16 protein-coding genes are annotated in these 24,614 nt (G+C 72.4%); 12 read left to right on the top strand and 4 right to left on the bottom strand.

From position 1 onward, the window contains the following. Positions 1-11 precede the first annotated feature (11 nt). From CcI49_RS05400 to CcI49_RS05380, 5 genes are all read left to right on the top strand, one after another. Complete coding sequence (locus CcI49_RS05400; protein WP_076824717.1) at positions 12-1,250, top strand: MFS transporter; 1,239 nt, start codon at positions 12-14, stop codon at positions 1,248-1,250. Positions 1,251-1,498: 248 nt separating this feature from the next. Beyond that, a complete protein-coding gene (locus CcI49_RS42445; RefSeq protein WP_198955452.1) occupies positions 1,499-2,173 on the top strand; it encodes a DUF2510 domain-containing protein in 675 nt (224 codons plus the stop codon). A 69-nt stretch (positions 2,174-2,242) separates the two neighbouring features. After that, positions 2,243-3,067 carry an MBL fold metallo-hydrolase gene (locus tag CcI49_RS05390; protein ID WP_076824713.1) on the top strand — a complete coding sequence of 275 codons (825 nt, stop codon included), beginning with the start codon at positions 2,243-2,245 and terminating at the stop codon, positions 3,065-3,067. A 59-nt stretch (positions 3,068-3,126) separates the two neighbouring features. Continuing rightward, positions 3,127-3,711 (top strand): GNAT family protein, encoded by a 585-nt coding sequence (locus tag CcI49_RS05385; protein ID WP_116437337.1) that lies wholly within the window; start codon positions 3,127-3,129, stop codon positions 3,709-3,711. A gap of 176 nt (positions 3,712-3,887) precedes the next feature. Then, positions 3,888-4,796, top strand: a complete 909-nt coding sequence (locus tag CcI49_RS05380) for a nuclease-related domain-containing protein (RefSeq protein ID WP_076824711.1) — start codon at positions 3,888-3,890, stop codon at positions 4,794-4,796. 83 nt (positions 4,797-4,879) lie between these two features. Here the strand turns inward: CcI49_RS05380 and CcI49_RS05375 are convergent, their stop codons facing one another. Continuing rightward, the gene (locus tag CcI49_RS05375) at positions 4,880-5,833 is read right to left on the bottom strand and encodes a TauD/TfdA family dioxygenase (protein ID WP_076824709.1); all 954 of its coding nucleotides are present in this window, start codon (positions 5,831-5,833) and stop codon (positions 4,880-4,882) included. A 404-nt stretch (positions 5,834-6,237) separates the two neighbouring features. Between CcI49_RS05375 and CcI49_RS05365 the strand changes: the two genes are divergently transcribed. The 4 genes from CcI49_RS05365 (at position 6,238) to CcI49_RS05350 (ending at position 11,653) form a co-directional block, all read left to right on the top strand. Continuing rightward, positions 6,238-7,824 carry an ABC transporter substrate-binding protein gene (locus CcI49_RS05365; RefSeq protein ID WP_076824704.1) on the top strand — a complete coding sequence of 529 codons (1,587 nt, stop codon included), beginning with the start codon at positions 6,238-6,240 and terminating at the stop codon, positions 7,822-7,824. An 87-nt stretch (positions 7,825-7,911) separates the two neighbouring features. Next, complete coding sequence (locus CcI49_RS05360) at positions 7,912-8,871, top strand: ABC transporter permease (protein WP_076824701.1); 960 nt, start codon at positions 7,912-7,914, stop codon at positions 8,869-8,871. After that, a complete protein-coding gene (locus CcI49_RS05355) occupies positions 8,868-9,845 on the top strand; it encodes an ABC transporter permease (protein ID WP_083749319.1) in 978 nt (325 codons plus the stop codon). The genes CcI49_RS05360 and CcI49_RS05355 overlap by 4 nt, the downstream gene beginning before the upstream one ends. Before the next feature lie 59 nt (positions 9,846-9,904). Further along, entirely contained in the window at positions 9,905-11,653 is a 1,749-nt protein-coding gene (locus CcI49_RS05350; protein WP_076824958.1) for an ABC transporter ATP-binding protein, read from the top strand. A 16-nt stretch (positions 11,654-11,669) separates the two neighbouring features. On the opposite strand, the gene CcI49_RS05345 is transcribed toward CcI49_RS05350, so the two are convergent. The 3 genes from CcI49_RS05345 to CcI49_RS41950 all read right to left on the bottom strand — a co-directional run bounded on the left by CcI49_RS05345 (position 11,670) and on the right by CcI49_RS41950 (position 20,786). Next, positions 11,670-12,230, bottom strand: a complete 561-nt coding sequence (locus tag CcI49_RS05345) for a sigma-70 family RNA polymerase sigma factor (RefSeq protein WP_054567630.1) — start codon at positions 12,228-12,230, stop codon at positions 11,670-11,672. Between the two features lie 191 nt (positions 12,231-12,421). Continuing rightward, entirely contained in the window at positions 12,422-15,307 is a 2,886-nt protein-coding gene (locus CcI49_RS44075) for a right-handed parallel beta-helix repeat-containing protein (protein WP_083749318.1), read from the bottom strand. A gap of 55 nt (positions 15,308-15,362) precedes the next feature. Beyond that, complete coding sequence (locus tag CcI49_RS41950) at positions 15,363-20,786, bottom strand: hypothetical protein (RefSeq protein WP_076824698.1); 5,424 nt, start codon at positions 20,784-20,786, stop codon at positions 15,363-15,365. Positions 20,787-20,973: 187 nt separating this feature from the next. Between CcI49_RS41950 and CcI49_RS05330 the strand changes: the two genes are divergently transcribed. The 3 genes from CcI49_RS05330 to CcI49_RS05320 all read left to right on the top strand — a co-directional run bounded on the left by CcI49_RS05330 (position 20,974) and on the right by CcI49_RS05320 (position 24,590). Continuing rightward, positions 20,974-22,089, top strand: coding sequence for a hypothetical protein (locus CcI49_RS05330; RefSeq protein ID WP_076824696.1), 1,116 nt, complete (start codon positions 20,974-20,976; stop codon positions 22,087-22,089). Between the two features lie 169 nt (positions 22,090-22,258). Beyond that, positions 22,259-22,984 (top strand): hypothetical protein, encoded by a 726-nt coding sequence (locus tag CcI49_RS05325; RefSeq protein WP_131831009.1) that lies wholly within the window; start codon positions 22,259-22,261, stop codon positions 22,982-22,984. Between the two features lie 592 nt (positions 22,985-23,576). Then, positions 23,577-24,590 (top strand): hypothetical protein, encoded by a 1,014-nt coding sequence (locus CcI49_RS05320; protein WP_076824692.1) that lies wholly within the window; start codon positions 23,577-23,579, stop codon positions 24,588-24,590. Positions 24,591-24,614: the final 24 nt, after the last annotated feature.

Genomic DNA, 24,614 nt, shown 5'->3' with positions numbered 1-24,614 from the left:
GGAGGAGGACCGTGAACCCGTTCCGTTCGCTGCGCGTGCGCAATTTCCGGCTCTTCGTCGCCGGGCAGATCCTTTCTGTTGCCGGCACCTGGATGATGGTGGTTGCCCAGGACTGGCTGGTGCTAGACCTGACCGACGACTCGGCGAGTGCGCTGGCCGTCGTGACCGCGCTGCAGTTCACCCCGTCGCTGCTGCTGATGTTGGTCGGGGGCCGGCTCGCCGACCRCTACGACAAGCGGCTCCTGCTCACCGCGGCGAACGTCGCCTCCGGTGTGGTGGCGTCGGTGTTCGCGGTGCTGGTGCTCAGCGGCGGCGTGACCCTGTGGCAGATCCAGCTGTTCGCGCTGGCGCTGGGTGTGGTGAGCGCGGTGGAGACCCCGACCCGGATGGCGTTCATCAGCGAGCTGGTCGGGCCGGAGCTGCTGCCGAACGCGTCGGCGCTGAGCGCCGCGTACTTCAACGTCGCCCGGGTGGTGGGGCCGGCGCTGGCCGGTGCGTTGATCGCCGCCGTCGACGCCGGGCCGGTGATGCTCCTCAACGCGGTGAGCTACCTGGCGACCGTGGTCGGGCTGCGCATGATGCGTCCCGAGGAGCTGCGCCGGTCCGCACGCCCGGCGGCACGGGCCCGGATCATCGACGGGGTGCGCTACGTGCGGTCACGCGAGGACCTGCTGCTTCCGCTGGTGCTCGTCGGGGCGGTCGGCCTGTGTGCGATGAACTTCCAGCTCACGCTGCCCCTGCTGGCCAGGACGGTGTTCCACACGGACGCCGCCGCGTTCGGGCTGCTCACCACCGCCTTCGCCGGCGGGTCGCTGCTGGCGGCGCTGGTGACGACCGGGCGCCGCACCCGGCCGTCGGCGGAACTGGTCAACGGCGCGGCGCTCGGTCTCGGCGTGGTGATGACGCTGACCGGCTGGGCCCCGACGTTCGCGACCGCCGCCGTCGGCCTGTTCGCCACCGGGTTCGCGGTGATCTTCTTCGCGCAGGCGGCGAACCACCGGATCCAGCTCGGCAGCGACCCGGCGTTCCGTGGGCGGGTGATGTCGATCTACTCGACGATCATGATCGGTTCGACGCCGCTGGGCTCGCTGTTGGTCGGCGCGCTGGCCGAGGCGGTCAACGCGCGGGCCACGATGTGGTTCGGCGGAGCCGCCTCCCTGGTCGCGGTCGGCGCCGTCCACACGGCCGGCCGCCGTGCCCGCGACGGTCGTCCACTTCCCACCCCGGCCGAGCTCGCCCGGAACGCGTGAAGCCTCCCTTTCTCCGGACCCTCGCGTCTGCCGCACGCCGCACCGGCCGGTGTACCGCGGCGCCGTGTCGGGACGTCACCCTGCTGTTCTGATTGCTTTATCGCAATCTATGGATTGTCCGTAGTGGGTTTCGCGATCGAATCGTGATCGGTTGGATCCGGACACCCCATCCCAGGATGGGTTTTCGGGCTCGCGTCAGCCCTACACTCGGCCGCTATGTCGCCTCGCACGGTTGCGAACCGCGGCCGGTGACCGAACCAGGCGGCGGGCCTGCCGCACCTGGCTGGTATCCCGACCCGCAGGGGCGCTTCGTCCACCGCTATTTCGACGGCAGCGGGTGGACGGACCAGATCGACGACGGTCGCGGCTGGCACGGGCCGGAGTCCGGCTGGCCGACACAGCTCCGCCCGGGCCCCGGTCCCGGCGCGGGCGGGGGAGGGGGCGGGGGCGCCGGCGGTGGAGGGGACGGGCCGAGCACCGCCGGCGTCACGGTGGTGCTGCTCGGCGCCCTCACGATGATGCTCGGCCTGTTCTCCCTGCCCTGGCTCTCCGACGAGGGCGAGACGGCATCCCTTGAAGACATCCGTGTGCTCGTCGACCGATATGTGGAGGACGCGCCGGGAATCGTCGGGCCATACTTCGGCGTCGGCGCCTTCTTCGCCGCCTTCGGTGTCCCGATCGTGGCGCTGGCCGCCGTGTTCGCCCGCGGACCGCTGCGGCGGGCGTTGATGGTGATCACCGGCGTCGCGGGCGGCCTGGCCGTGGTCTGCCACCTTCTCGCCTGCCGTGATCTGGTCGACGGCCACGTCGAGGAGTACAGCGCCGGCCCGTGGGTGGCCGGGGCCGGGATGGTGATCACCGTGGTCGGTGCGTTGCTCCCGCGACCCCGGGCACCGCGGCTCGATCCGATCGGCCCCCGGTAGCGGGGGCCGAGGTGCGCGGGTAGCGTCCGGCCGGGTCGTGGGCCGCTCGCGAGTGGAGGACGATGCGCCATGGGCACAGAGGTCGACGAGATCGCCGATGGCGTCTACCGGATCTCCACCTTCTTCCCCGAGGTGGCCGGGCCGGCCGGGTTCACCTTCAACCAGTTCCTGATCGCCGCCGAGGAACCGCTGCTGTTCCACACCGGTATGCGCCAGCTGTTCCCGGAGGTCTCCGCCGCGGTGGCCCGGGTGGTGCCGGTCGAGCGGCTGCGCTGGATCGCCTTCGGCCACCTGGAGGCGGACGAGTCCGGCGCCATGAACGAGTTCCTGGCCGCGGCCCCCCGCGCCCAGGTCGCGCACGGCCAGCTGGGCTGCGAGATCTCGCTGCGTGACCTCGCGGACCGCCCGCCGCGCTCGCTCGCGCACGGGGAGGTCCTCGACCTCGGTGACCGGCAGGTGAGCCGCCGGGCCCGTCATTTCGACACGCCGCACGTACCGCACGGCTGGGACTCCCGGGTGTTGTTCGAGGAGACCACCCGGACGCTGTTCTGCGGGGATCTGTTCGCCCAGCTCGGCGACGGCCCCGCCGTCGCCGACGACGACCCGGCCGACCTGGTCGAACGCTGCCTGGACGCGGAAGCGGCCCTGCGGCAGACCTCCTGCCTGACGGCGGCGACGTCCACCCTGCGACTGCTCGCCGAGCTGGAGCCGCGAACACTCGCGGTCATGCACGGGACGTCGTGGCAGGGTGACGGCGCGGCGGCGCTGCGCAGGCTCGCCCTCGGTCTGGAGGAGCGGTTCAGTCCGGAGGCCGAGTTCGCCTGGCGGCCGAGCGTCCTCGCCGCGCCCGGCGGCACGGGGCATCCGCAGGCCGTCGACGCCGTCCGCCGTTAGATCCGCACGGCATGGTCGCCTCACCCGCACCGCGGTGACCGTTCTGCGACGGTAGGGCCGTGAGAACCCCGCATCCGCCGCAGCCCGGGTATCCGCTGCGCATCGCCGGCGCCGCTGTCACACTCCGCGAGTTCGACCGCGATGACACCGGGCGTGCCCACGACATCGTGGGCGATCCACGGGTCACCGACCAGCTCTCCTTCGACGCGAAGAGTCTCGAGGAGGCCGAATTCATGGTCGCCGGCATTGTTGAGCGCGCGCACCGGGAGCCACGGGCGGAGTTCTATCTCGCCGTCGATCACGGCGGTGCGTTGGTTGGTTTCGTGAGACTCGGTCTGGCGGGAGTTCACGCCGCCAAGCTCGGGTATGCGATTCGCGCCGACCAGTGGGGGCGTGGGCATGCCACCGACGCGGTCCGCACCGTTCTCGGCCTTGGCTTCGGCGTCCTGAATCTCCGTCGGATCAGTGCCGCGATCGGCCCCGACAACCTCGCGTCCGTCGCGGTTGTCGAGCGGCTGGGCTTCACCCGGGAGGGGCGGATCCGGGATCACGTTTTCACGAACGGTGCCTGGCGGGACAGCATCCTCTACTCGTTGCTTCAGCCTGAATGGGAGGCCGCGGCCCGCGGGTCGCGGCCGAGATGACAGGGAAGGCCGTGCTTCGGGTCAGCGCGAAAATCGGCGCTTCGGCACCTGCACCGGCTCCGGGAGGATAACGTGATGCGGCCGGACCGTTCATGGTTGTTGCGCGGATAGCCCCGGGTTGAATCAGACGGCGGAATTCGCGGCCCGTGTCGTGGGCTGTTGTTGGAGGGCGAAGCATGGACGAGCTGCTGGTGCGTCTGTGGAAACGGTACGGGCAGCACAGACTCTATGTGAATCGTCTGGACGGCACGAGCGTCGCCTGCTTCGACCATCTGACCGGTCAACTCACGATGCTGGCCGACGAGGTGGATCGTGACGCGGTGCTGGCGGTGCTCGAGGCCCACGGGGTGAGTGTGTCGGCGCCCGCGGCGCCCGTCACCGCCGTCACCGCCGTCACCCCCGTCACCCCTGTCGAGCCGGACGGCCTCGCCGACCCCGCGGCCGTGAACCTCCCGGCGGCGATGGCGCACCCGATGGACCTTGCGGCCCACCGTCCCGGCGAAGCGATCAGCGCGAAGCTTCGCGAGCTGCGGCCCGGGTTCTGGCGGGCGCTTGCGGACCGCCTGCTGCGGCGCGCCCGGCCGGAGACGGAAAGCTGGCGCACGGGGCTCGCCGGCGAGCAGATGGTGGCGGCGGAGCTGGCGCCGCTCACGGCCCGGGGCTGGCGGCTGCTGCATTCGATTCCGTTACCGCGCAACGTCGATATCGACCATCTTCTCATCGGCCCGGGTGGCGTCTTCACCATCAACACCAAATATCATCGCGGTCGCCGGATATGGGTGGGTGACGACGCGGTGCGGGTGGGTGACGGGTTTCATCCGTATGTGCTGAAAGCCAGGGCCGAGGCGGTGCGTGCGTCCGAGGCGCTGAGTCGCGCCTGCGGTTTCGGTGTCGGTGTCGCCGGAGTGCTGGCCTTCGTCGAGGCGGAGAGCCTGACGGTCGTTCCGTCGCTCACGGATGTCCTCGTGGCGCACCACGACGATCTGCGCCAGGCCTTTGACGGCGTCGCGGGCCAGTGGACGGCTGACGACGTCGAGCTGATATTTTCCGCCGCGCGTGACCGGTGTACCTGGCCGGTGGTCTGACCAGGCCCACCAGGCCAGGCGTAGCTGTCGGCTCGGCGTCGTTCGCGGGCTGGCGGCTCCAGCTGGTGAGGGCCGGGTGTGGGTCAGGCCGCGATGGGGGAGAAGTGTGAGGCGTCGCCCTTGAGCGGGCGGCTGGGCGTGCCGTCCACGCTGACCGGGATGTCGCCGGCGAGGGTGATGCGGTGCAGGCGGCGAGGCTGGTCGTCGTAGTCGGCGATCGCGTAGTGCTGGGTGGCCCGGTTGTCCCAGATGGCGATGTCGCCGTCGCGCCAGCTCCACTGGACGGTGTGCTCCAGCCGGATGACGTGCCGCTGGAGCAGGTTGAAGATGTCCTGCGAGTCGCGGGTGGACAGGCCGACGATCCGGCGGACGAAGTGGCCGAGCAGCAGGTTGCGCTCGCCGGTCACCGGGTGGACCCGCACGACGGGGTGCTCGGTCTCGTACTCGATGTGGCCGAACTCGGCCCGGTACGCCTCCTCCTTGACGTCGACGCCGCCGATCGCCTTCTCGGTGCGCTCGGCGGCGTAGTCGTAGAGGTTCGAGTGGACGGCCCACAGCCGGTCGGCGAGGGCCTGCAGCGCCGGATTGAGCGTGGCGTAGGCGTGGGCGGTGTTCGCCCAGGTCGTGGTGCCGCCGTAGGGCGGTAGCGTGACCGCCCGCAGCACGCTGGCGGACGGGATGCGGTCGACGAAGGTCACGTCGGTGTGCCAGGAGTTCGCCTTGCCCTCGGCCGCGTCGATCGGCAGGACCGAGTTGTCGGCCCCGGTGACGGTGGGGTGGGGCAGGGTCGGGGTGCCGAGGAGGCTGGCGAAGGCACGTTGGGTCGTGTCGTCCGCATGCTGCTGGCCGCGCAGGAAGACGACCTTGTGTTCGACGAGCGCACGGTTGATCTCGCTGACGGTCGCCGCGTCGAGGTCGCCGCCGATGCGGACACCGCCGAGGACGGCGCCGATGTTCGCCGAGACCCGGTCGACGGTGATCGAACGGTACCCGGTGACCGCGGCAGTCTCCCGGTACGCGCGCAGCTGTGTGGTCATCTCCGCTGGTCCTTCCTGATGGGATGCCCGGTCCTGGTTGGGGGGACGGTACCGAGCTAACAACCCCTTCTCGATCGGACTGATGGGTAAAGTGAAGTAGGCAACAAAGCGGTCATGCAGGTTGACTCTTCCGGTGCTGCGGCGTTTGTATGCCGGCGTGATCGATGTCGCCGATGCCGCGTGCTGGCCCGTGCCGCGGTGCTGTTGTCGGCGGCGCTGTCATCGGTGGGACCTCCGTCGATCCTGTCGGTAGGAGCACCACCGCCGCGAGCCTGATCGTGGGCCGCGCGGCACCCGGGCTGTCCGTCCTCCCGGCCCGTCTCGGTCGCGTCGCCTCGGGCTGAGCGGGCCTCCGCCTTCATGCTGGCTTGCTGCCCTGGCATCGTGACGAAAGATTCCCTACAATGTCGATGGAAAATAACGGCATCTCGCGTCGGTCCCTGCTGGCCGGCCTCGGGGCCGGCGGCGCACTGCTCCTCGCCGCCTGCTCGTCGGCGGTGGACGAGGCGGGCAGCGGCGCGAGCGCCGGTCCGACGCCCAAGGCCGGTGGCACCCTCAAAGCCGCGATTCCGGACGACCTGATCCCGAAGAACCTCTTCACCAACTCCAACACGGCGATCACCGCGCTGATCGGGCTGGTGTACGAGAGCCTGACCCGCTACCCCAACGACAGCATCGAGCCGAAGCCGCGGCTGGCGAAGTCGTGGACGGCGAGCGCCGACGGGCTCAGCCTCACCCTCCAGCTGCGCGACGACGTCGTGTTCCACAGCGGGCGGGCCTTCACCTCCAAGGACGTCGAGTTCTCGATCAAGGCGTACGCCGACGCGAGCTGGCACGCGCAGGGCCAGATGCAGAGCACCGCCCAGGCCGTCACCTCGGTCGACACCACCGACCCGCACCAGGCCGTGCTGCATTTCGCGCACCCGCTGGGCAACATCTTCGACCTGCTCGACACGGTGTTCATCATCGACAGCGAAAGCGTCGAGGACATCAAGACGGGCAAGGGATTCGTGGGCACCGGGCCGTTCACCTTCAAGTCCTGGACGCCGAACTCCTCGCTGGTCTTCGAGAAGAACCCGAAGTACTGGCAGCCGGGCCGCCCCTACCTCGACGGGGTCCGCATCGGCATCGTCCCCGACACCAACGCGATCGCCGCGCAGCTGAAGTCAGGCCAGATCGACTTCGCCGAGGGAGTCAGCCCGCGGGACACCGAGGAACTGGGCAAGGACACCAGGAAGTTCAGCAAGACCACGCTGGAGGGCGCCGAGCAGCAGATCTACGTGGGGACGAACGTGACCGCGCCCGCGCTCGGGGACGTCCGGCTGCGCCAGGCGATCGCATACGCGATCGACCGTGACCGGATCATCTCCGAGGTCTTCCGCGGCAACGGCTATGCGACGAACCTGCCGTGGCCGAAGTACTCGGTCGCCCACGACGCCGAGAAGAACAAGCGGTACGCGTACAACCCGGCCAGGGCGAAGGAGCTCGTCGCGCAGATCGGCACACTGCCGACGATTCCCTACACCTACAACACGGCCCTTCCCGTCTACGCGGCGACGGCCCAGATCGTCCAGGCGAACCTCGCCGCCGTCGGCATCAAGGTGGAGCTCGAGCCGGTCGACGCGGCGACCTTCGTCAAGCAGCTCATCGGCGCCGAGTTCAAGGGCCTGTGGACGACGTTCCACTCCTGGGCGCAGTACACGCCCTCGACCCTGGTTGTCAGCGCGTATCCGTTCAACGCCCTGCACAACGCCTCGCACTTCACCTCCGATGACTACACCGCCTCGTCGCAGGCCGCCTGGAAGCAGCCCGACGGCCGGTCGGACGCCGCCATCGCCGAATACGCCAAGGTCAGCGACGAGCTGCTCGAGGCGCTGTTCCTTGTCGAGATCGGCGTCATTCCCTTCCAGTGGGTGAGCTCCAGCCGGCTGTCCGGGCTTTCGTACACCAAGCGCTGGGAGCTCGACGTCACCAACGCCTACCTCGCCTGACCGGGCCGTATCCCCGACCCCGATCCGGATCCCGATCCGGATCAGCCTGGACCCGACCGGTACCGAATCGAGCCCCGGAGGCATTCGTTGTTGCGTTATCTCGTCCGGCGCGTGCCCTCGGCGGTGCTCGTGCTCTTCCTGGCGTCGGTGCTGATCTTCGCGATCATCCGGCTGATACCGGGGGATCCCGCGACCAGCCTCGCGGGATCCGACGCGAGCCCCGAGGCCGTCGCCGCCATCCGGCACGACCTCGGCCTCGACCAGTCGATGCCGTCCCAGTACCTGAGCTGGATCGGAAACGTGCTGACCTTCGATCTCGGCCAGTCCTACAGCGTCGGCGGCGAGATCACCTCGCTCGTCGCCGACGGCTTCGGTAACACCGTGATCCTCACGCTCAGCGCACTGCTGCTGGCGATTCTCATCGCGATCGTCGTGGGGCCGATCTGGGCGACCACACGAAACCGCTGGCTGGAAAGCGCGATCACGGTCGTGAACACGATCTCGGTGGCGCTGCCGACATTCGTCAGCGGTGTTCTGCTGGTGCTGCTGTTCACCGTGATCTTCCCGGTCCTGCCCAGCGCGGGCGTTCCGCCGGACGGGATGTTCGCCCGCCTGGACATCACGGCGCAGTACCTCGTGCTGCCCGCGCTCTGCCTGGCGCTGCCCGTGTCGGCGGTGCTGTCCCGTTTCCTCGCCGAGACGCTGCGGACGCAGCTGCGCCAGCCGTACATCCTCACCGCCACCGCGCTGGGCGTCCCGCGCCGGCGCCTGCTGCTGCGGTACGCGATGCGCAACGCGCTCCCGACCACCGTGACCGTGATCGGCCTGCAGGCCGGCAGCCTGCTCGGCGGCGCCGTGCTCGTCGAGGCGATCTTCGCCTGGCCCGGGATCGGCCAGCTCATCGAACAGGCGATCGGCCGGCGTGACTACCCGGTCGTCCAGGTGCTTCTGCTGCTGTCGGTCTTCATCTTCGTGGTCATCCAGCTGCTGACCGACCTCGTCCATGCCCTTCTCGACCCGCGCGTGCGCATCGGAGGTGCCCAGTGACCGACACGATCCAGACGCCCACCAGGCCCGCGGCGGACGCGCCCACGGACCCCGAGCAGCAACTCCCGACTGCACCCGCACCCGCACCCGCGCCCGCAGCGGCAGTGGCAGCGGCTGCGGCTGCGGCTGCGGCAGAGGACGTGGCGGTGGTCGCGGCCGTCCCGCGCCGCCGGCGGGTTCTCCTGCACGGGCGCGGCCTGTTCGGTCTGCTGCTGGTGGGCGCCATCCTGCTGCTCGGCCTGTTCGCCCCGGTCCTGACCCCCTACGGCCCGACCGAGCAGATCCCCGGTGCGAACCTCCTCCCAGCCAGCGGCAGGCACCCGTTCGGGACGGACGAGGTCAACCGGGACGTGCTGACCCGCGCCCTCTACGGCATCCGAGTGGACGTCCTGGTGGTGTTCGTCGCCGTTCCGCTCGGTGCGCTGCTCGGCACGGCCGCGGGCACGCTCGCGGCGCTGATCCGGCCGGCGGACGTCGCCGTGCAGCGCGTCTTCGACGTGATCCTGGCGTTCCCGCCGATCATTCTGGCGATCGGGGTGACCGCCATCCTGGGCGCCGGCATCACGCCGATCTTCGTGGTCGTCGTGGCCGTCGAGATCCCGTACTTCGGGCGGCTGCTGCGCTCGTCCATCCTGACGCTGCGGGAACTGCCGTTCGTGGAGGCCGCGGAGGCCATCGGCGCCTCGCGGTGGTGGATTCTGCGCAGGCACATCCTGCCGAACTCGGCCGAGCCACTGTTCGTCCAGCTCGCGCTGTCGATGTCGATCGCGGTGTTCCTGGAGAGCGCGATGAGCTTCCTCGGGATCGGTGTGCGCCCGCCGGAGCCGTCGCTGGGCACCATCATCGCCGACGCCGTGTCCGACCTGGACACGGCGCCCATGCAGGCGGTCGGACCGCTGCTGCTGGTCACCGGCTTCGTCCTCGGCTTCCAGCTGATCGCCCAGGCGGTCGGCGCACGCAGGCGCATCGGATGACGCGCCACCACGTCCCGCGTCCAACGGTCGGCACCGCAGACCCCGCACAGGAGAACGACGTGGCCACACCGATTCTGAGCGTCCGGGAACTCACCGTCGAGTTCCCCGCCGCCGTCGTCCACCCGCGCGCGGTCGACAACGTGTCCTTCGAGGTCGCGCCCGGGGAGATCGTCGCCCTGGTCGGCGAGTCCGGCTCGGGCAAGACACTGACGGCGAAGGCGGTGCTCGGCCTGCTCCCCGACACGGCCCGGGCCACCGGCAGCATCGATCTGGCCGGCCAGCAGGTGCTCGGCCTCGACGAGAAGGCACTGCGTTCGGTGCGTGGCAGCCGGGCGGCGATGGTCTTCCAGGAGCCCTCGACCGCGCTCAACCCGGTCGAGACCGTCGGCTGGCAGATCGGTGAGGCGCTGCGCGCGCATCGGAAGGTGAAGCGGGCCGACGCCCGGCGCCGTGCGGTGGAACTGCTGGAGCTCGTCGGCATTCCGGAGCCCCAGAAGCGGGTGGGCTACTACCCGCACCAGCTCTCGGGCGGCCAGAAGCAGCGGGTCGTGATCGCGCTCGCACTGGCCAACGAACCGGATCTGATCATCGCCGACGAGCCGACCACGGCGCTCGACGTCACCGTGCAGGCCGAGATCCTCGGCCTGCTGCATGATCTGCGTGACCGCCTCGGCCGGGCCGTTCTGATCATCACCCACAACATGGGTGTCGTCGCGGACCTCGCCGACCGGGTGGTCGTGCTGCGCTCCGGGCGGGTTGTCGAGACGAGCCCGGTCCTCGAGCTGTTCGCCCGGCCGCAGGCGGACTACACCCGCGAGCTGCTCGCGGCCGTCCCCCGCGTCCCCACGACCTCGAACGCGGACGGAGAGGCGTCCGGGGATGACGATTCGGCGCGGTCGCAGCCCGCGAAGCCGGAGGCCGCGGTGAAGCGGAGCGGTTCCGCGGAACCGCGGGGTGCGGTGAAGCCGCGCGGCGCCGCGGAACCGCAGGGTGCGGTGAGGCCGCCGGTGGTGGACTTCCGTGACGTCGTCGTCGAATACCCCGGGCGGCTGGGACGTCCGGCGTTCACCGCGGTCGACGGGGTCACGCTCTCCCTCGCGCCGGGCGAGGTGCTCGGCCTGGTCGGCGAGTCCGGCTCCGGCAAGACGACGCTCGGGCGCGTCGTCGTCGGCCTGCTCCGGCCGAAGGCGGGGCGGGCGGAGGTGCTCGGCGCCGACCTCGGGAAGCTGTCGGCGGGTGCGCTGCGTGAGGTGCGCGCGCGGATCGGGCTGGTGTTCCAGGACCCGGCGACCACCCTCGACCCGAGGCGCACCGTCGGCGACGCCGTCGGTGAGCCGCTGGAGGTGCACGGCCGGGCCCAGGGCCGGCAGGCCCGCGCGCGGGTGGCCGCGCTGCTGGAATCGGTGCAGCTGCCGGCGTCCTACGCCGACCGGCGCCCGGCCGAGCTCTCCGGCGGGCAGCGCCAGCGGGCCGGGCTCGCCCGCGCGCTCGCGCTGGACCCGCAGCTGCTCGTCGCCGACGAGCCGACGAGCGCCCTCGACGTCTCGGTGCAGGCCGCCGTGCTGCGGCTGTTCCGCGACCTGCAGGAGCAGTACGGCTTCGCCTGCCTTTTCATCAGCCACGACCTGGCGGTGGTCGATGAGGTCGCCGACCGGGTCGCGGTGCTCCGGCACGGCCGGGTGGTCGAGGTCGGCCCGGCGGCCGACGTCCTGCGCCGGCCGAGCGCCGACTACACCCGCCGCCTGGTCGACGCGATCCCCGTGCCCGATCCGGCCGTTCAGCGCGCGCGGCGGGCCCTCGCCGGCTGAAGGCACGCCACGGCGGTCAGTGGCCGTTGATCCCGCGCTGGTCGAGTGCTCGGCGCAGCGCCCGCACGGCCGTGTGGTGGCGGGACTTGACCGTTCCGAGAGGGACGTCCAGCAGGCTGGCGGTCTCCCACTGGGTGCGGTCGAACAGGTGCAGGTGGACGAGTGCCTCCCGGTGTGCGGCGGAGAGCGTCCGCAGTGCCTCGACCAGGTCCGTGCGCAGCAGCACGGCCTCCAGGCTGTCCTCCGCCAGCGGGTCGGTCATCCGGGCGCTGTCCTCGCCGAGCGCCTCGGACTCCCCGAGGCGTACGGCCTGGCGGCGGTGCCAGTCGACGGCGAGGTTGCGGGCCACTCGGAACAGCCAGGCGCGGGCGCTGCCGTGTGCGGAGAGCCCGTCGCGGTGCCGCCACGCCCGCAGGAACGTCTCCTGGACCAGGTCCTCGGCCCGGCCGGGATCCTCCGGACTGATCCGCCGGACATACCGGAGCAGGTCCGCGGAGTTCTCGTCGAAGAGGGTCCGGACGAACCGGGCCGCGGGCTCCCGGCCGGGTGACGCCGTGCCGCCGGACGGGCTCGCCATATTCCAGGCCCTCCTCGCCGGGGAAGGACATCACCGCCGGATGCTCGCGACCGGTCGTGTAGCCAGATTACCGTTTTCCGTGCAATTCGTCCCCCGGCGAAAGAGACGGCATCCTGTTTTTCTGGCGGGTGTCCTACGGTCATTTTCTGTTCAGAAGATATTTCCCGGCATGAATTCCTGGCGTGGTCCTTTCAGGTCTCCGTGCCATCGCTCGGCAGATCCACGGGATCCAACCGCAGCAGATCCTCCGTCGTCGGTGTGGCGAGCTCCGCGACGCGCTGAGCCTGGTTCTCCGTCATCCGCTGGAAAACCTGGCGGGCGAGCCGGCCGTTACCGAAACCACGGTTGCGGGGGAGCGCCTCGAAATAGGTGTCCAGGGCCGCGACGGTCGGCTCGGGGAGCTGGTACTCGTGCTGGCGGCACTGGCTGGCCACGATCCGGGTGAGCTCCGCGGAGCTGTAGTCCTCGAAGGTGAGGGTGCGGGAGAAGCGTGAGGCCAGCCCCGGATTCGAGGACACGAACCGGCCCATCTCCACCGGATAGCCGGCCACGATGACCACGATCCGGTCCCGGTGGTCCTCCATCAGCTTGACCAGGGTGGCGATGGCCTCCTGGCCGAAGTCGTTCCCCAGCCCGTGCGGGACGAGGGAGTAGGCCTCGTCGACGAACAGCACACCGCCCAGCGCCCGCCGGAAGACCGCCTGCGTCTTCGGTGCCGTGTGGCCCACGTACTCGCCCACCATGTCCGAGCGGTCGGTCTCGACCAGGTGGCCGTGCTCGAGGATGCCGAGCGTGGCGAGCAGCCGGCCGTACAGCCGTGCCACCGTCGTCTTCCCGGTCCCCGGATTGCCCGCGAACACCAGGTGCCGGCTCAGCGGCGGCGCCGGCAGGCCGGCCTCCTGCCGGCGCCGGACCGTCTGCATCAGCTTGACCTGCGCGCCGACGTCCTGCTTGACCCGGTCCAGGCCGACCAGCCCGGTGAGCTCGGCCAACAGGTCCTCCAGGGTCTCGGCCGCTTGCGACCCGGCCTCGGCGCCGTCCCCGCCGGCGCCGAGGCCGGCGCGACTGGCAGTTCCCCCGCCGAGCGCGGTGGCGGCGCCGATGGCGGTCGCCGCGGTGGCGCCGGGGCCGGAGCGGCCCGTGCCGGGCAGGTGCGACTGGCGCACGCCGTCGGTCTCGCAGCGCTCGAAGTGCGGCTCGGCACCCTCGGCCAGGCTCAGGTCCGTCTCGCAGTCCGCGATCCGGCAGCCGACGAGCCTGGGCCGGGCGCCGGCGCCGATGTGCACCGCGGGGAAGGCGGAGCCGGCGATCTCGCACCGCTCGAACGTGCCCGCTCCACCGTCGCCGACGAACAGGCCGTTCTTGCCCGGCCGGCGCAGCCGGGTCGACCGGACGTCGGGAGCCGCGCCGGTCCAGACGACCAGGCCTGAACCGCTGGTGTCCTCGATCCGGCAGTCCTCGATCAGGGTGCGGGCCCGGCCGGCCAGCACCACGCCGGCCGTACCGGTCCGCTCGACCCGGCAGGCACGCAACGTGGCCTCGGCGTCGACGCCGATCTGCACGCCCGCTCCGGACCCGCCGGTGATCCGGCAGTCCGTACAGGTGACGGTCGTGCCGGTGGCCACGGTGAGCCCGGTGGCGTTGTCGTCCAGCTCGCAGCCGGTGGCCACCAGCGCCGCCGTGCCCTCGGCGTGGACGCCGGACATGACACTGCCCCGGACAGTGACCGCGGTCAGTCGGGCGACCGCGGCGCCCGCCAGGTGCAGGCCGTGCTCGCGCGTCCCCCGCAGCCGGGCGGCGGTCAGCTCACCGTGGGCGTCGCCGCCGAGATGGACGTTGCTGTAGCCGCTTTCCTCGACGGTCAGGTCCCGCAGCGCCGCCCGGGCCGCGTCGCTGGCGAAGACTCCGTTCGCGCCGCTGCCGCGCACCGTGAGGCTCTCGCCGTCCAGGGCCCCGCGGTCACGGGCGACCACCCCGCTGGTTCCGGCGGTGTCGACGTCACATTCCGCCAGGCGCAGGACCGCGGCGCCGGTGACGACCGCGCCCGCCTGGGCGGGGCGGCGGATCCGGCACCGGGTGAGCGCGGCCTGGGCCGCACCCTCGACGAGCAGCCCGTCCGCGCCCGCGTGGACGACCTCGCATTCGACGAGACGCACACCGCCGCCCGCATCGCCCGCGTCCTCGGTGCCGTCGGCATCGTCCGCGTCGGTGGCCTCGGCCTCGGCGTAGGCGGGCGCGGGTGCGGCGGCCAGCGGGGACGAGCCCAGCAGGCGCACCCCCTCCGCACCCGGGTACAGGAACTGGCAGCCTGTCAGCGTCGCGGTGGCGCCTCCCTCGACGAGCAGCCCGCTGCGCCCGGCACGGTTGATCTCGCAGTCCCGCGCCAGCAGCGTCGCGCCGTCCCGGGCCCGCAGCCCGGAGCCGCTCACCCGGCTGACCCGGGTGCTGACGAGCTCAAGGGTGGCCGTGYCGCCGACCACCAGGCCCGTCCCGGCGACGCCCTCGACGACGCAGCTGTCGAGGAGCACGCGGGAGTCACCCAGCACGTGCAGCCCGGCCAGGTCGGCGCCGGCGAGCCGGCAGGCCCGCAGCCGTGCCCTGCCGTCGGCGACCTCCACCCGCCCGCCGACGATGTCGCAGTCGGTCAGCTCGACGTCGCCGGAACCGACGAACAGCGCGGCGGTGTCGGGCTGGGCGGCGACGACGATCAGCCCGACACCGGTCATGGTGACGGCCGCCGCGCTCACGACCACCGGGTCCGGCCCGCTCAGCCACACCGTCCCCGGCCCCCGCTCGGCGACCAGCCGCACCGGCCGGTCGAGGACGAGCCGCTCGGGATAACGGCCGGGGGCGATCGATACCGTGCCGCCGGCCGTCACCGCGCGCAAGGCGGCCGTGACGGTCGTGAACGCCCCCGGCCCGACCCGCGCCACCGCGGCATCGCGGGTGCCGGCGGCACGGCCGGCGCCGCGGTTCCCATCACCGGTGACCGGATCGTGGTCCGTCCCGGCGCCGCCATCCGCGGCGGGATCGACGCCGTCGGTGACGTGCCTCGGCCCGACCCGCAACCTGCGCATCTGCGTTCTTCTCCCCTGTCCACTGCCGTGCCCGCCAGTCCGTCCCGCCTGTCCGTCACATCGGCGGCGGGGCGGGCGGGACGACGACCGGTGGTGGCGCCGGGATGTTGTCCTGCGGGCGCAGGCCGGCGGCGGTGAGCAGCAGGTAGGTCCCCATCGCCCGCTCACCCAGCCGCTCGACGAAGGAGAGGCCGATGTCGGCCAGGCCGCCGCGGTGGAAGTAGCGCCCGGATCCGAGCTGGTGTGCCAGGGCGCGGGCGCCGCCGAGAGTCGAGCTGACGACCAGTGTGCCGGCGCCGCCCCAGGCCCCGGCGAGCGCGGCAGCCCCACCCGCCAGCGGGACGTAGTCCTTGGGCAGTCCGAACGCGGCGGCGTTGACGGCGTTGGCGACGAACGCGGCGACGAAGTTCACCGCGATGGTGGACTGGAAGTAGTCATAGGTGGTCTGCCGCCAGCGCGGTGGGTTCTCCGTCCCGCCCCATTCGTTGTCCCAGTGCTTGTCATGGTTGTACGGGTTGCGGTTGAAGTCCTTGCCGCCGTCGACGTTGGCGAGGCCGTCCTTGACGCCCTTGAGCCCGAGGGCGGAGCTGTCGTGGTACACGCTGTTGCCGGTCTTGATACCGCTGGCGATGCCCGCGCCGACCAGCGCCCGGAACCAGTCCTGAGGGTTGAGCTGGCCCTGGTTGAAGGCGAGGCCGATCAGCACCTGGGCGGTGAAGTCCAGGACGAACTCCTGGCTGAAGTCGAGCGCGGCCTTCTGCAGAATGCGGCGGGTGGGGCTGACGAACTCGCCGGCGAGGCCGTCGATCGCCTTGTACTGCAGCCGGTTGGACTCCCGCCACATCCGGTTCTTGCCGCGGAACTCGCTCAGTCCGCCGCGGAACTCGAACTCGCGGCCGACCTGCTCGAAGTTTCGGTGCTGGATGGACCACCGGTTCAGCGGGCCGCGCTCCCACACGGTGCCGGACAGGGAGCGGTAGCGCAGCAGCCGGCCGCTCGCGTCGGTCTCACGCCACTGCTTGTGGAAGCTCTCCGTCTCCCGGAACACGCCGCCGCCGGAGTCGACCCGCTCCCGGAAGACCGCGCCCTGGTCGAACTCCTTCCAGGCCCCGGTGCCGGCCGGCGCGTTCGCGGGCCGCGGGTTGGTGTACTGGCGGACCCGGCCGTCGACCAGCTCGCGCAGGACGTGACCGTTCGCGTCGACGTCGCGCCAGCGCGGCTGGCCGGTGCCGGGTGGCGCGTTGCCGGCCCAGGTCCCGTCGCCCCGGCTGAACTGGCGGGTGCCGGCGCTGTTCGGCACGGGGGTGCCGTCCGCGCCGCGGATCTCGGCGCGCCAGGTGCCGTCGGGCATCCGCTGGGCGGTCAGCGACGTGCCCTTGCCCAGCGCGCGGACATCCCGGATCTGGTGCCGCACACCGGCGGCGTCGGTGCGGAAGTCGCGGTAGGAGTCGTCCCACGAGCCGGACCAGCGCTCGTTTCGGCCGCTGGTGCGGACCCCGCTGTTCGTGCCGTCGTCCCAGCGCCACCTGCCGGTGCGGGCGTCTCCGGCGGCCTCGACGGTGATCCGTGCCGGGCCGGCCTGGCCCGCGCCGAGCGGGGCGTCGGAGAGCCACTGCTCCGACCGGCCGACGATCTGCCCCATCGTGTTGCGGGTGATGGTCTGCCCGGTGTGCACCGGGGCGAACGGGCCGTGGCCGTGGCCGCCCGGCGGCCTCGGGTTGAACAGCGGCCGGTGGCCCGCCCCGACCGTGCTCACGACGTTGCCGGCGGCGTCGGTGTGCCGGACGACCCGCAGCTGCCCGGCGGGGGCCCCGGTCGCGGTGCCGTCGACCCAGTGCTTCCCGTCGGCGAGGAAGTGCCGTTCGCCGTTCGCGACGACGTTCTTGGCGGAGTCGATCTCCCGCCAGTCCAGGGTGCGGGCGCCGGCGGCGGGCAGGTTGCCGTCCAGCGAGGCCCACTTCCCGTTCGCGGCCCGGCCGATCTCCACCGTGTTGCCGTTCTCCAGTTTGATCGCCCCGCGGACGAACAGCCCGTCCCGGGTGAAGTCGGAGAAGGAGCCCTCCGGGGTGATCGCCCGGACGCCGGTGGCCACCTGGGCGCCGTGGGCGTCGGTCTCGGTCCAGCGGAAGACCTGGTAGCGGCTGTCGCCGAGGATCGAGCCGCGGGCGGGGAAGTCGACGGCGCCCAGCTTCGACCCGGCGAGGTGCGAGACGGCCTTGCCGATCGGACGCCCGGGCAGTCCGGCCGGTGTCTTCCAGAGTGCGTCGGGCGGGCGCTGCTCGGCCCACCGGGTGGTCTTCAGCGTGTTGCCGTTGCCCAGGACGTCGAGCGTCCCGGTGTCCTTGATCTGCGGTGAGAACTCCTTGAAGGCATCGGTGGTCCGGAACCCGCCGCCGGGCCTCGGGGCGACGGCGTACTCCCGGTAGTGCAGGGCCTTGGGGAAGAAGTTGACCGCCGAGTGGTAGCGCTGGGCCACCACCTGCGCGCCGTTCGCCCCGGTGTAGGTGTCCCGCCAGCTGGTGCTGAGCCAGCGGTGGTCCCGGACGCCTTCGAGGGTCAGCTGGCCGCCCGCGTCGAACCGGTACCACCGCCACGACCCGTTCGCCTGCAGCTCGGCGCGGATCACGCCGCCGTCGGCGGCCCGGCGGTACTCGCGCACCGTCCGGTCGGCGGGCCAGCCGTGCTGGTGGTCCGACCACAACCGGCCCTCGGGAAGATCCTCGAAGACCCGGGTGCCCCGCCCGGCCGAGGCGCCCAGCGTGCCGTCGGCGGCGCCGCTCCACTGATGCCAGTAGCGCCGGCCGTCGCCGCCGCGGAAGACCTCCAGGGTGGGCCGCGGGTGGCCGTTGCCGTTGCCCAGGGTCTCCCGGGCGTAGAACGGCGTCCGGTCGCCGCCGACGAGCTCGATGTCGCCGTTGGCCTTCACCGTGACGGAGCCGCGGCTGTTGTAGCCGCGCACCGCCGGCGGGGCGTGTCCCGGGCCGAGCCCGGCCCGGGGCGCCGCGTTCGCGTGCCCGGCGAGCGGGCGTCCGGCGCCGTCCTGGCGCGCCCACTGGTTCGTGCGGTAGTCGACGGACAGGTGGGTGCCGTCGGCCTGGCCCTTGCGTCCCAGGAAGGAGATCCGCTCCGAGTGCAGCGCCCCGTCGTGGCCGATCACCCGGTAGTCGCCGCCGTGCGGGCCCGGCCCGGTGCTGGTGATCCGGTAGTCGGCGCCGTCGATGGTGACGCGGGTGTTCGGGACGGGGTTCCCGCCGTGGCGCAGCTCCAGCACCGGGTTGCCGGCCGGGTTCAGCGTGGTGTGCAGCCGGCTCGGTCCGAGGTTCCCCCGCGGGTCGCGCGGGGCGATGATCTCGTCGGTGAGGCCGCCGCCGGGTGTGTAGCGCTGCATCTCCCCGGCGGCGTTGCTGAGCCGGAGCTCGCCGCCGGCCCCGATCTGCAGGGTGGGCCAGTCTCGCGGCGCGCCGCCGGGGGCCAGGTGGCGGCCGGTGCCGGCGACGATGTCGAGCTCCACCGCGCCGAACGGGTTCGCGCCGAGATCGGTGGCGTTGAACCGGGTGGCGGTCTGGTTGCCGGCGGCGTCGTAGCGGTGCCAGGAGCCGTCGGCCGCGTTGGTGATCTGGTGCCCGCCGCCGGGCTGGGCCTGGTAGGTGAAGTTGTCCGGCGCGGGCTGCCCCGGCCGGTGCAGCGTCGCCGTGCCCGCGGTGAAGTCGATCTCCAGGCGGCCGGCCGCCGCACCGGCCGGGCCCTGGACGTCGAGCCCGGCGCCGGTCTGGCCGCCGGCGCCGTCGAAGCGCAGCGTCGAGTTGTCGGCCGCGTTGGTGAGCTGGTGCCCGCCGCCGGGCAGCGGCTGGTAGGTGAAGTTGTCGGGAGCCGGCTGGCCGGGGCGGTGCAGGGTGGCCGTGCCACCGGCGAAGTCGATCTGCAGGCGGCCGGCGGCCGCGCCGCCCGGGTCGCGGACGTCGAGGCCGGCGGCGGTCCGGGTGCCGGTGTGGTCGAAGCGGTGCCAGGACCCGTCGGCGGCGCGGGTGATCTGATGCCCGCCACCGGGCCGGAGCTGGTAGGTGAAGTTGTCCGGGACGGGCTGCCCCGGCCGGTGCAGCGTCGCCGTGCCCGCGGCGAGGTCGGTCTCCAGATGGCCGGCCGCCTGGCCGTTCGCCTCGCGGATGTCGAAACGGGCGGCGGTCAGGTCGCCGGCGGCGTCGAACCGCTGCCAGGACCCGTCGGTGGCCCGGGTGATCTGGTGCCCGCCGCCGGGCAGCGGCTGGTAGGCGACGTTGTCGGGCACCGCCTGGCCCGGCCGGTGCAGGCGGCCCGTGCCGGCGACGATGTCGATCTCCAGCTGGCCGGCGGGCAGACCGCCCGCCCGTACCTCGAACAGCGCGCCGGTCTGGTTGCCGGCGGCGTCATAGCGAAGCCAGGACCCGTCGGCGGCCCGGGTGATCTGGTGCCCGCCACCGGGCAGCGGCTGGTAGGTGAAGTTGTCGGGGGCGGGCTGGCCCGGGCGGTGCAGGGTCGCCGTGCCGGCGGTGAAGTCGATCTCCAGGCGGCCGGCCGCGACACCGGCCGCACCACCCGGGCCGGCGGGGCCGTGGACGTCGAGGCCGGCGTGGGTCAGCTGGCCGGCGGCGTCGTATTCGCGGAACAGGCCCGCGTCCGCCGGGTCGGAGATCCGGAACCCGCCGTGCCCGAGCTCGGTGACCTCGCCGCGGAAGATCACCGTGCCCGCGCGGTCGATGACGGTCCCGAGCTCGGGTCCGGCGTGGGCGGCTGCTCCCGTCCCGGCGGGCGCCGGGACGTCGAGGTTCAGGTGCAGCCCGCCGGCCAGCGGCCGGCCATAGCCGTGGACGGTGCCGTCCGGCCCGAGCTGGCGGATGTCGGTGGGGCGCATGCCACCGAGCAGCCGGGGGCGTTCGAGCAGGGAGAGCCGTAGCGCCTCGTCGTCCGCCGCCTGCAGCCGGTTGACGTCGAGGCCCAGATCGTCGAGCCGGCCCTGCGCGACGTCGAGCCGGGCCGCGGCGCTCTCCAGGTTCGCACCGGCCTCCAGCTGGGCCGGCGTGGCGACCGTCTTGCCCTTGCCGGCGCCCGCCACCGACGTCCCCTCGCCGAGTGGCCGGGTGTCCGGGCCCGGGTGCAGGTCGTCGTGGACGGTGCGGGCCTCGGCGAGCTGGTGGCGGGCGATCTTGAACTCCGCCCAGGCGTGGTCGGTCGCGGCGGCGAACGGGTCGTCCACCCCGCGGGCCCGCAGCCCGGCGGCGAGCTTCGCCTGGACGGCCTCGGCGACGTGCAGGTTCTTCTCCGCCCGGGCGATCTTCTGGGCCGCGGCCAGTGGGTCGCTCCCGTTCCCGCCGCCGAGCCGGGTGATCTCCAGGTTCTCCCGGGCGAGGCGCACCTCGGCGGAGATCCGGGTGAAGTCGTTCAGCGCCTTGCTGATCGCCGCGCCGCCGTCGCGCGCACCGCCCTCCACCGCCCGGGCGCTCACCGCGTCCGTGGCTGTGGCCGCGTCCGTGACTGTGGCCGTCGCCGGCGTTGGCGGGCTGAACGGTTGCGGGCCGGGGGGGGTGCGGCGGGGCGAGCAGGTCGAGCGCCGAGTGGACCGAGGGGTCGCGCGGCGCTGGCAGCCCCTGGCCACCGTCGGCTGACCGGGCGGTCAGCCCCAGGTCGTTGCCGTGCACGGTGCCGAGGGTGCCCTGCTGCAGACCCGCCAGCTCGCCCGGCCGGCCCAGCTCCCCGGTGTGCGGGGCCGGGTGCACCGGCGCCGCGATCTGCACGCCGTTCGCACCGATGAGCAGCTCGGTCCGGGCCGGCGGCGCGAGGGACGCCGGGCTCGGCAGCGCACCGCCGAGCGCCGCCGCGGCGGGAGGGGCGGTCACGGCCGGCGGCGGCGCGATCTGCTGGGCTACGTGACTGGGCGGGGTCAGCTGGGTGGGCGGGGTCAGCTGGGACGGCGCGGGCGCCGATGGCGCGTCGAAGGCGCCACCCGGGATCACCGCTCCGTCGTCGGCCGCGCCCAGGTTGAAGGCGACCTGGGTGTCGGAGACCCTGACCGCGGTGAGATCACCGTTGAGCACCGCCCGGATCTCGGGCAGGCCGTTCGCCGTCACGTCGCCGGCGTGGTGCACGGCCAGCCGGGCCGGGGAGACGAGGTCGCTCACCTGCGCGCCGCCGGCCGGGGTGACACCGCCGAGGGCGCTGGTGCTGGCGGGCGTGTGGACACTGGCGAGCGGGTTCGCGCCGGTGACGGTGTTGGCGTCGGCGAGGAGCTTCGTGGTGTCGGCCGACAGGTGCGACGTCGTCGGCAGGCTCGCGGGCGCGGGAGCGGCCTCCTTGCCAGGCGCCAGCAGGACGGCGCCCGAGAGGTCGAGGTCGGACCGGACCGGTGCCACCGGCTCTGGCCTGAGCGCCGCGAGATCCCGGCCGGCGACGGTCAGGTTCACGTCGGGCAGGGGCGAGTCCGCGGTGACGATCCGCCCGCCCAGCCCGGCGGGGTCGAGCGGCTTCGCCGAGACCCCGCCGCCGAGATCCGTCCGCAGGGCCGAGACCCCGTCGGCTTTCTCCGGCACCAGCAGGCCGGATTCGGTGCGCACCATGCCGGGCTCCGGCGGGTCGACACCCCGCAGGATGCCGTCACTGACCCGCAGCGCCCCGCCGGCCGCCGCTGCCAGCTCGACCTGCCTCGCCAGCCCCGCGTAGCGGCTGGCCTGCCCCAGGCCGCGGCCGAGGACCGCGAGCCGGAAGGCGTCCTGGACGCCGAGGACGCCGATCTCCACGCCGTTGAGCGGTAGGAAGATCTTGAGCCACTTCCACCCGCCCAGCTCGTTGCTCAGCACCTTGCCCACCGACCGCGCGGCCTCGATGGACCACCCGCCCAGCCCGCGGGCGAAACCGGGCACCGCGCGCACGCTCGCGACCAGTGCCGACGGCAGCTTGCCGGTCAGGTTGACGATGTTGCGGATGAGGCCCGCGGTTGCCGCCGGGCTGGTCACCACGAAGTTCTGCAGCGAGACGAACCCGCGGGCGGCGAGGCCGTCGGCCGAGGTGAACGCCTTGAACACCCAGGTGGAGCCGGCCCGGACGGTGTTCGCGAGGGTGGCGGAGATGTCGCCGACGCCCTTGACGACGGCGGAGAAGGTGATCGTCGAGATCGCCTGCCAGAAGTCGCCACCGATCCTGGCGATCGTCACACCGACGGAGCTGGCCGCACCTTTGAGGATCTTCGCGGTGGCGCCGGCGATACCGCGCAGCGTGGACAGTGCGATCAACGGCTTGGTGGACGGGCCGAGCAGACCGAGCAGGCCCAGGACCAGGCCGGTGATGTTCGTCTTCCCCGAGGCGAAGTCGACCAGCGCCTTGGTCGCCATGATCGCGTTCAGGCCGAGCGCGATCAGGCCGAGCGGGCCGCCGACGAAGATCGCCACCACGGTGATCGCCAGCACGATCCAGCCGAAGATCTCCCAGAAGACCTCGCAGGCGGACTTCTTCGGGTTCGGCGAGCGGATGTGCTCGCGGGCCCCCCTGATCGTCGCCGCGGCGGTGCCCGCGGCCGTCTTCAGATCGGTGCCGGCCTGGTTCGCGTCCGCGGTCAGGGTGTCGCGGCGCGAGTCGCCCTCGGCGAGGCCCGCGGCCTCGGTGAGCGCGCCGTCCGCCCGGGACTGCGCCTCCCGCAGCGCCGAGATGTAGCTGCGCACCGCGGGCTCGGTCTGCCCGAACGCGGTGCGCACGCCGCCGATGAAGTCACGGATGGCGGTGGAGATGGTGTCGCGCAGCCAGTCCGCGGTCTTCCCGACGAATGCGCCCTCGCCACTCTTGGCGACCACCTGGTTCAGGCCGGTCTCGGCGGTCTGCGCGTGCCCGGCCATGGTGTGCATGAAGTCGGCGACGGCCACCAGCGCCTCGGGGTCACCGGGGGTCGGGTCCCCGGCCAGCCCCAGCGGCGACCAGTCGGTCGGACGCGGCACGCGGGCCTCCTGTCGGCGGGCGGGGCACCCTCGGCGGGCGGGGCACTGTCGGCGGGCGGGGCACTGTCGGCGGGCGGGCGGCGTTGCCGGCGGCGCGGCTGTGGCGGGCAGCCACGGCTCCGGCAGGTACTACGCACCCGCCGGGCACCGCGGTTCACCGGTGGACGCCGCGCGGCGCGTCTCCCACCGGTGAACCTTCTGTGGCCGGGGCGCGTAGTAGGCGGTGGACCAACTGCCGGGGCTCGCCGCCGAGGCCCCGCAGTTCCACGTCCCGCGTCCCGCGCGGGCCCTGTTGCGGTCAGTCAGGAGCCGGTATGGCCGATCTCGTGCTCGACTACGCGCTGCTGCACGACCTCGCGGGCAGTATGCGCAGCCTGCGCGGGCAGATCGAGACCGACGTGAACACGGTCTCCGGGCGCTCGGTGGTCGGCTCGGGCGGCGAGGTCGGCTCCGTCGCCGTGGGTGACGGCACCCTGTTCGCCGCGTTGAGCGCCTTCTACTCGGCCTGCCACAAGCCGTTCAAGGACTCGATGGACAAGCTGAAGGAGCTCGGCGACCTGCTCGACAGCGTCGCCAAGGCCTTCTTCGACGTCGACGCAGACTTCGCCGGCAAGGTCAACACCGGCCGGCTGCAGGCCCAGATCGGCCAGTGGGAGGCCAGGAAGCTCGCCTGGGAGCACTACCAGGAGACCAAGGACAAGGTCATCACGTACCAGTACTACGACGAGAACGGTGTGCTCCAGACGGCCACCATCCCGCTGTGGGGGCCGGACCGGCCGCCGCCGGAGGATCCGGGCCTGATGCCCACCAGCCTGACCGGCGGGCCTGGCGAGTCGACGACGACCAACGCCGCCGAGGTGAACGACCAGGGACTGATCATCTCGGAGACGAGCACCACCACCACGCCGAACGGGCTGACCTACACCGAGACGACGTCCTACACCTACGTCGACCGCGACAACGACGGGGATCCGGACGTCGTCGACTACACCACCACCATCACCCATTCGGACGGCACCACCGAGCAGATCGTCAAGAGGACGAACCCGGACGACAGCTATGTCGTCACCAGCACCACCGGGGACGGTACGACCACGACGAACGTCACCCCGGCGGCGAACGGCGGCTACCAGAGCGTCACGGTGGACACCGAGGGTGAGACGACCACCGTGACCGTCGCGGTGAACCCGGACGGCACCGGGACGAAGACCGAGGTCGGCCCGAACGGGACCGACGTCTACACCGGCACCCCGGCGATCGGCCAGTGGACGCTGCAGTCCCACACCGACCCCGAACCGGACTACTCCGATTACCCCATCGGCGTCTGATCACCAGGATCTGATCACCAGGAG

This window comes from Frankia sp. CcI49 (genome assembly GCF_001983215.1).
GTDB classification, from domain to species: domain Bacteria; phylum Actinomycetota; class Actinomycetes; order Frankiales; family Frankiaceae; genus Parafrankia; species Parafrankia irregularis.
This window is presented reverse-complemented; position numbering and strand designations above follow the sequence as displayed.

Coding starts and splice junctions, on each gene's coding strand:
- CcI49_RS05390 (WP_076824713.1), top strand. CDS start 2,243: ATGGGCACAGAGGTCGACGAGATCGCCGATGGCGTCTACCGGATCTCC.
- CcI49_RS05380 (WP_076824711.1), top strand. CDS start 3,888: ATGGACGAGCTGCTGGTGCGTCTGTGGAAACGGTACGGGCAGCACAGA.
- CcI49_RS05375 (WP_076824709.1), bottom strand. CDS start 5,833: ATGACCACACAGCTGCGCGCGTACCGGGAGACTGCCGCGGTCACCGGG.
- CcI49_RS05365 (WP_076824704.1), top strand. CDS start 6,238: ATGTCGATGGAAAATAACGGCATCTCGCGTCGGTCCCTGCTGGCCGGC.
- CcI49_RS05345 (WP_054567630.1), bottom strand. CDS start 12,230: ATGGCGAGCCCGTCCGGCGGCACGGCGTCACCCGGCCGGGAGCCCGCG.
- CcI49_RS05325 (WP_131831009.1), top strand. CDS start 22,259: ATGAGGCCCGCGGTTGCCGCCGGGCTGGTCACCACGAAGTTCTGCAGC.
- CcI49_RS05320 (WP_076824692.1), top strand. CDS start 23,577: ATGGCCGATCTCGTGCTCGACTACGCGCTGCTGCACGACCTCGCGGGC.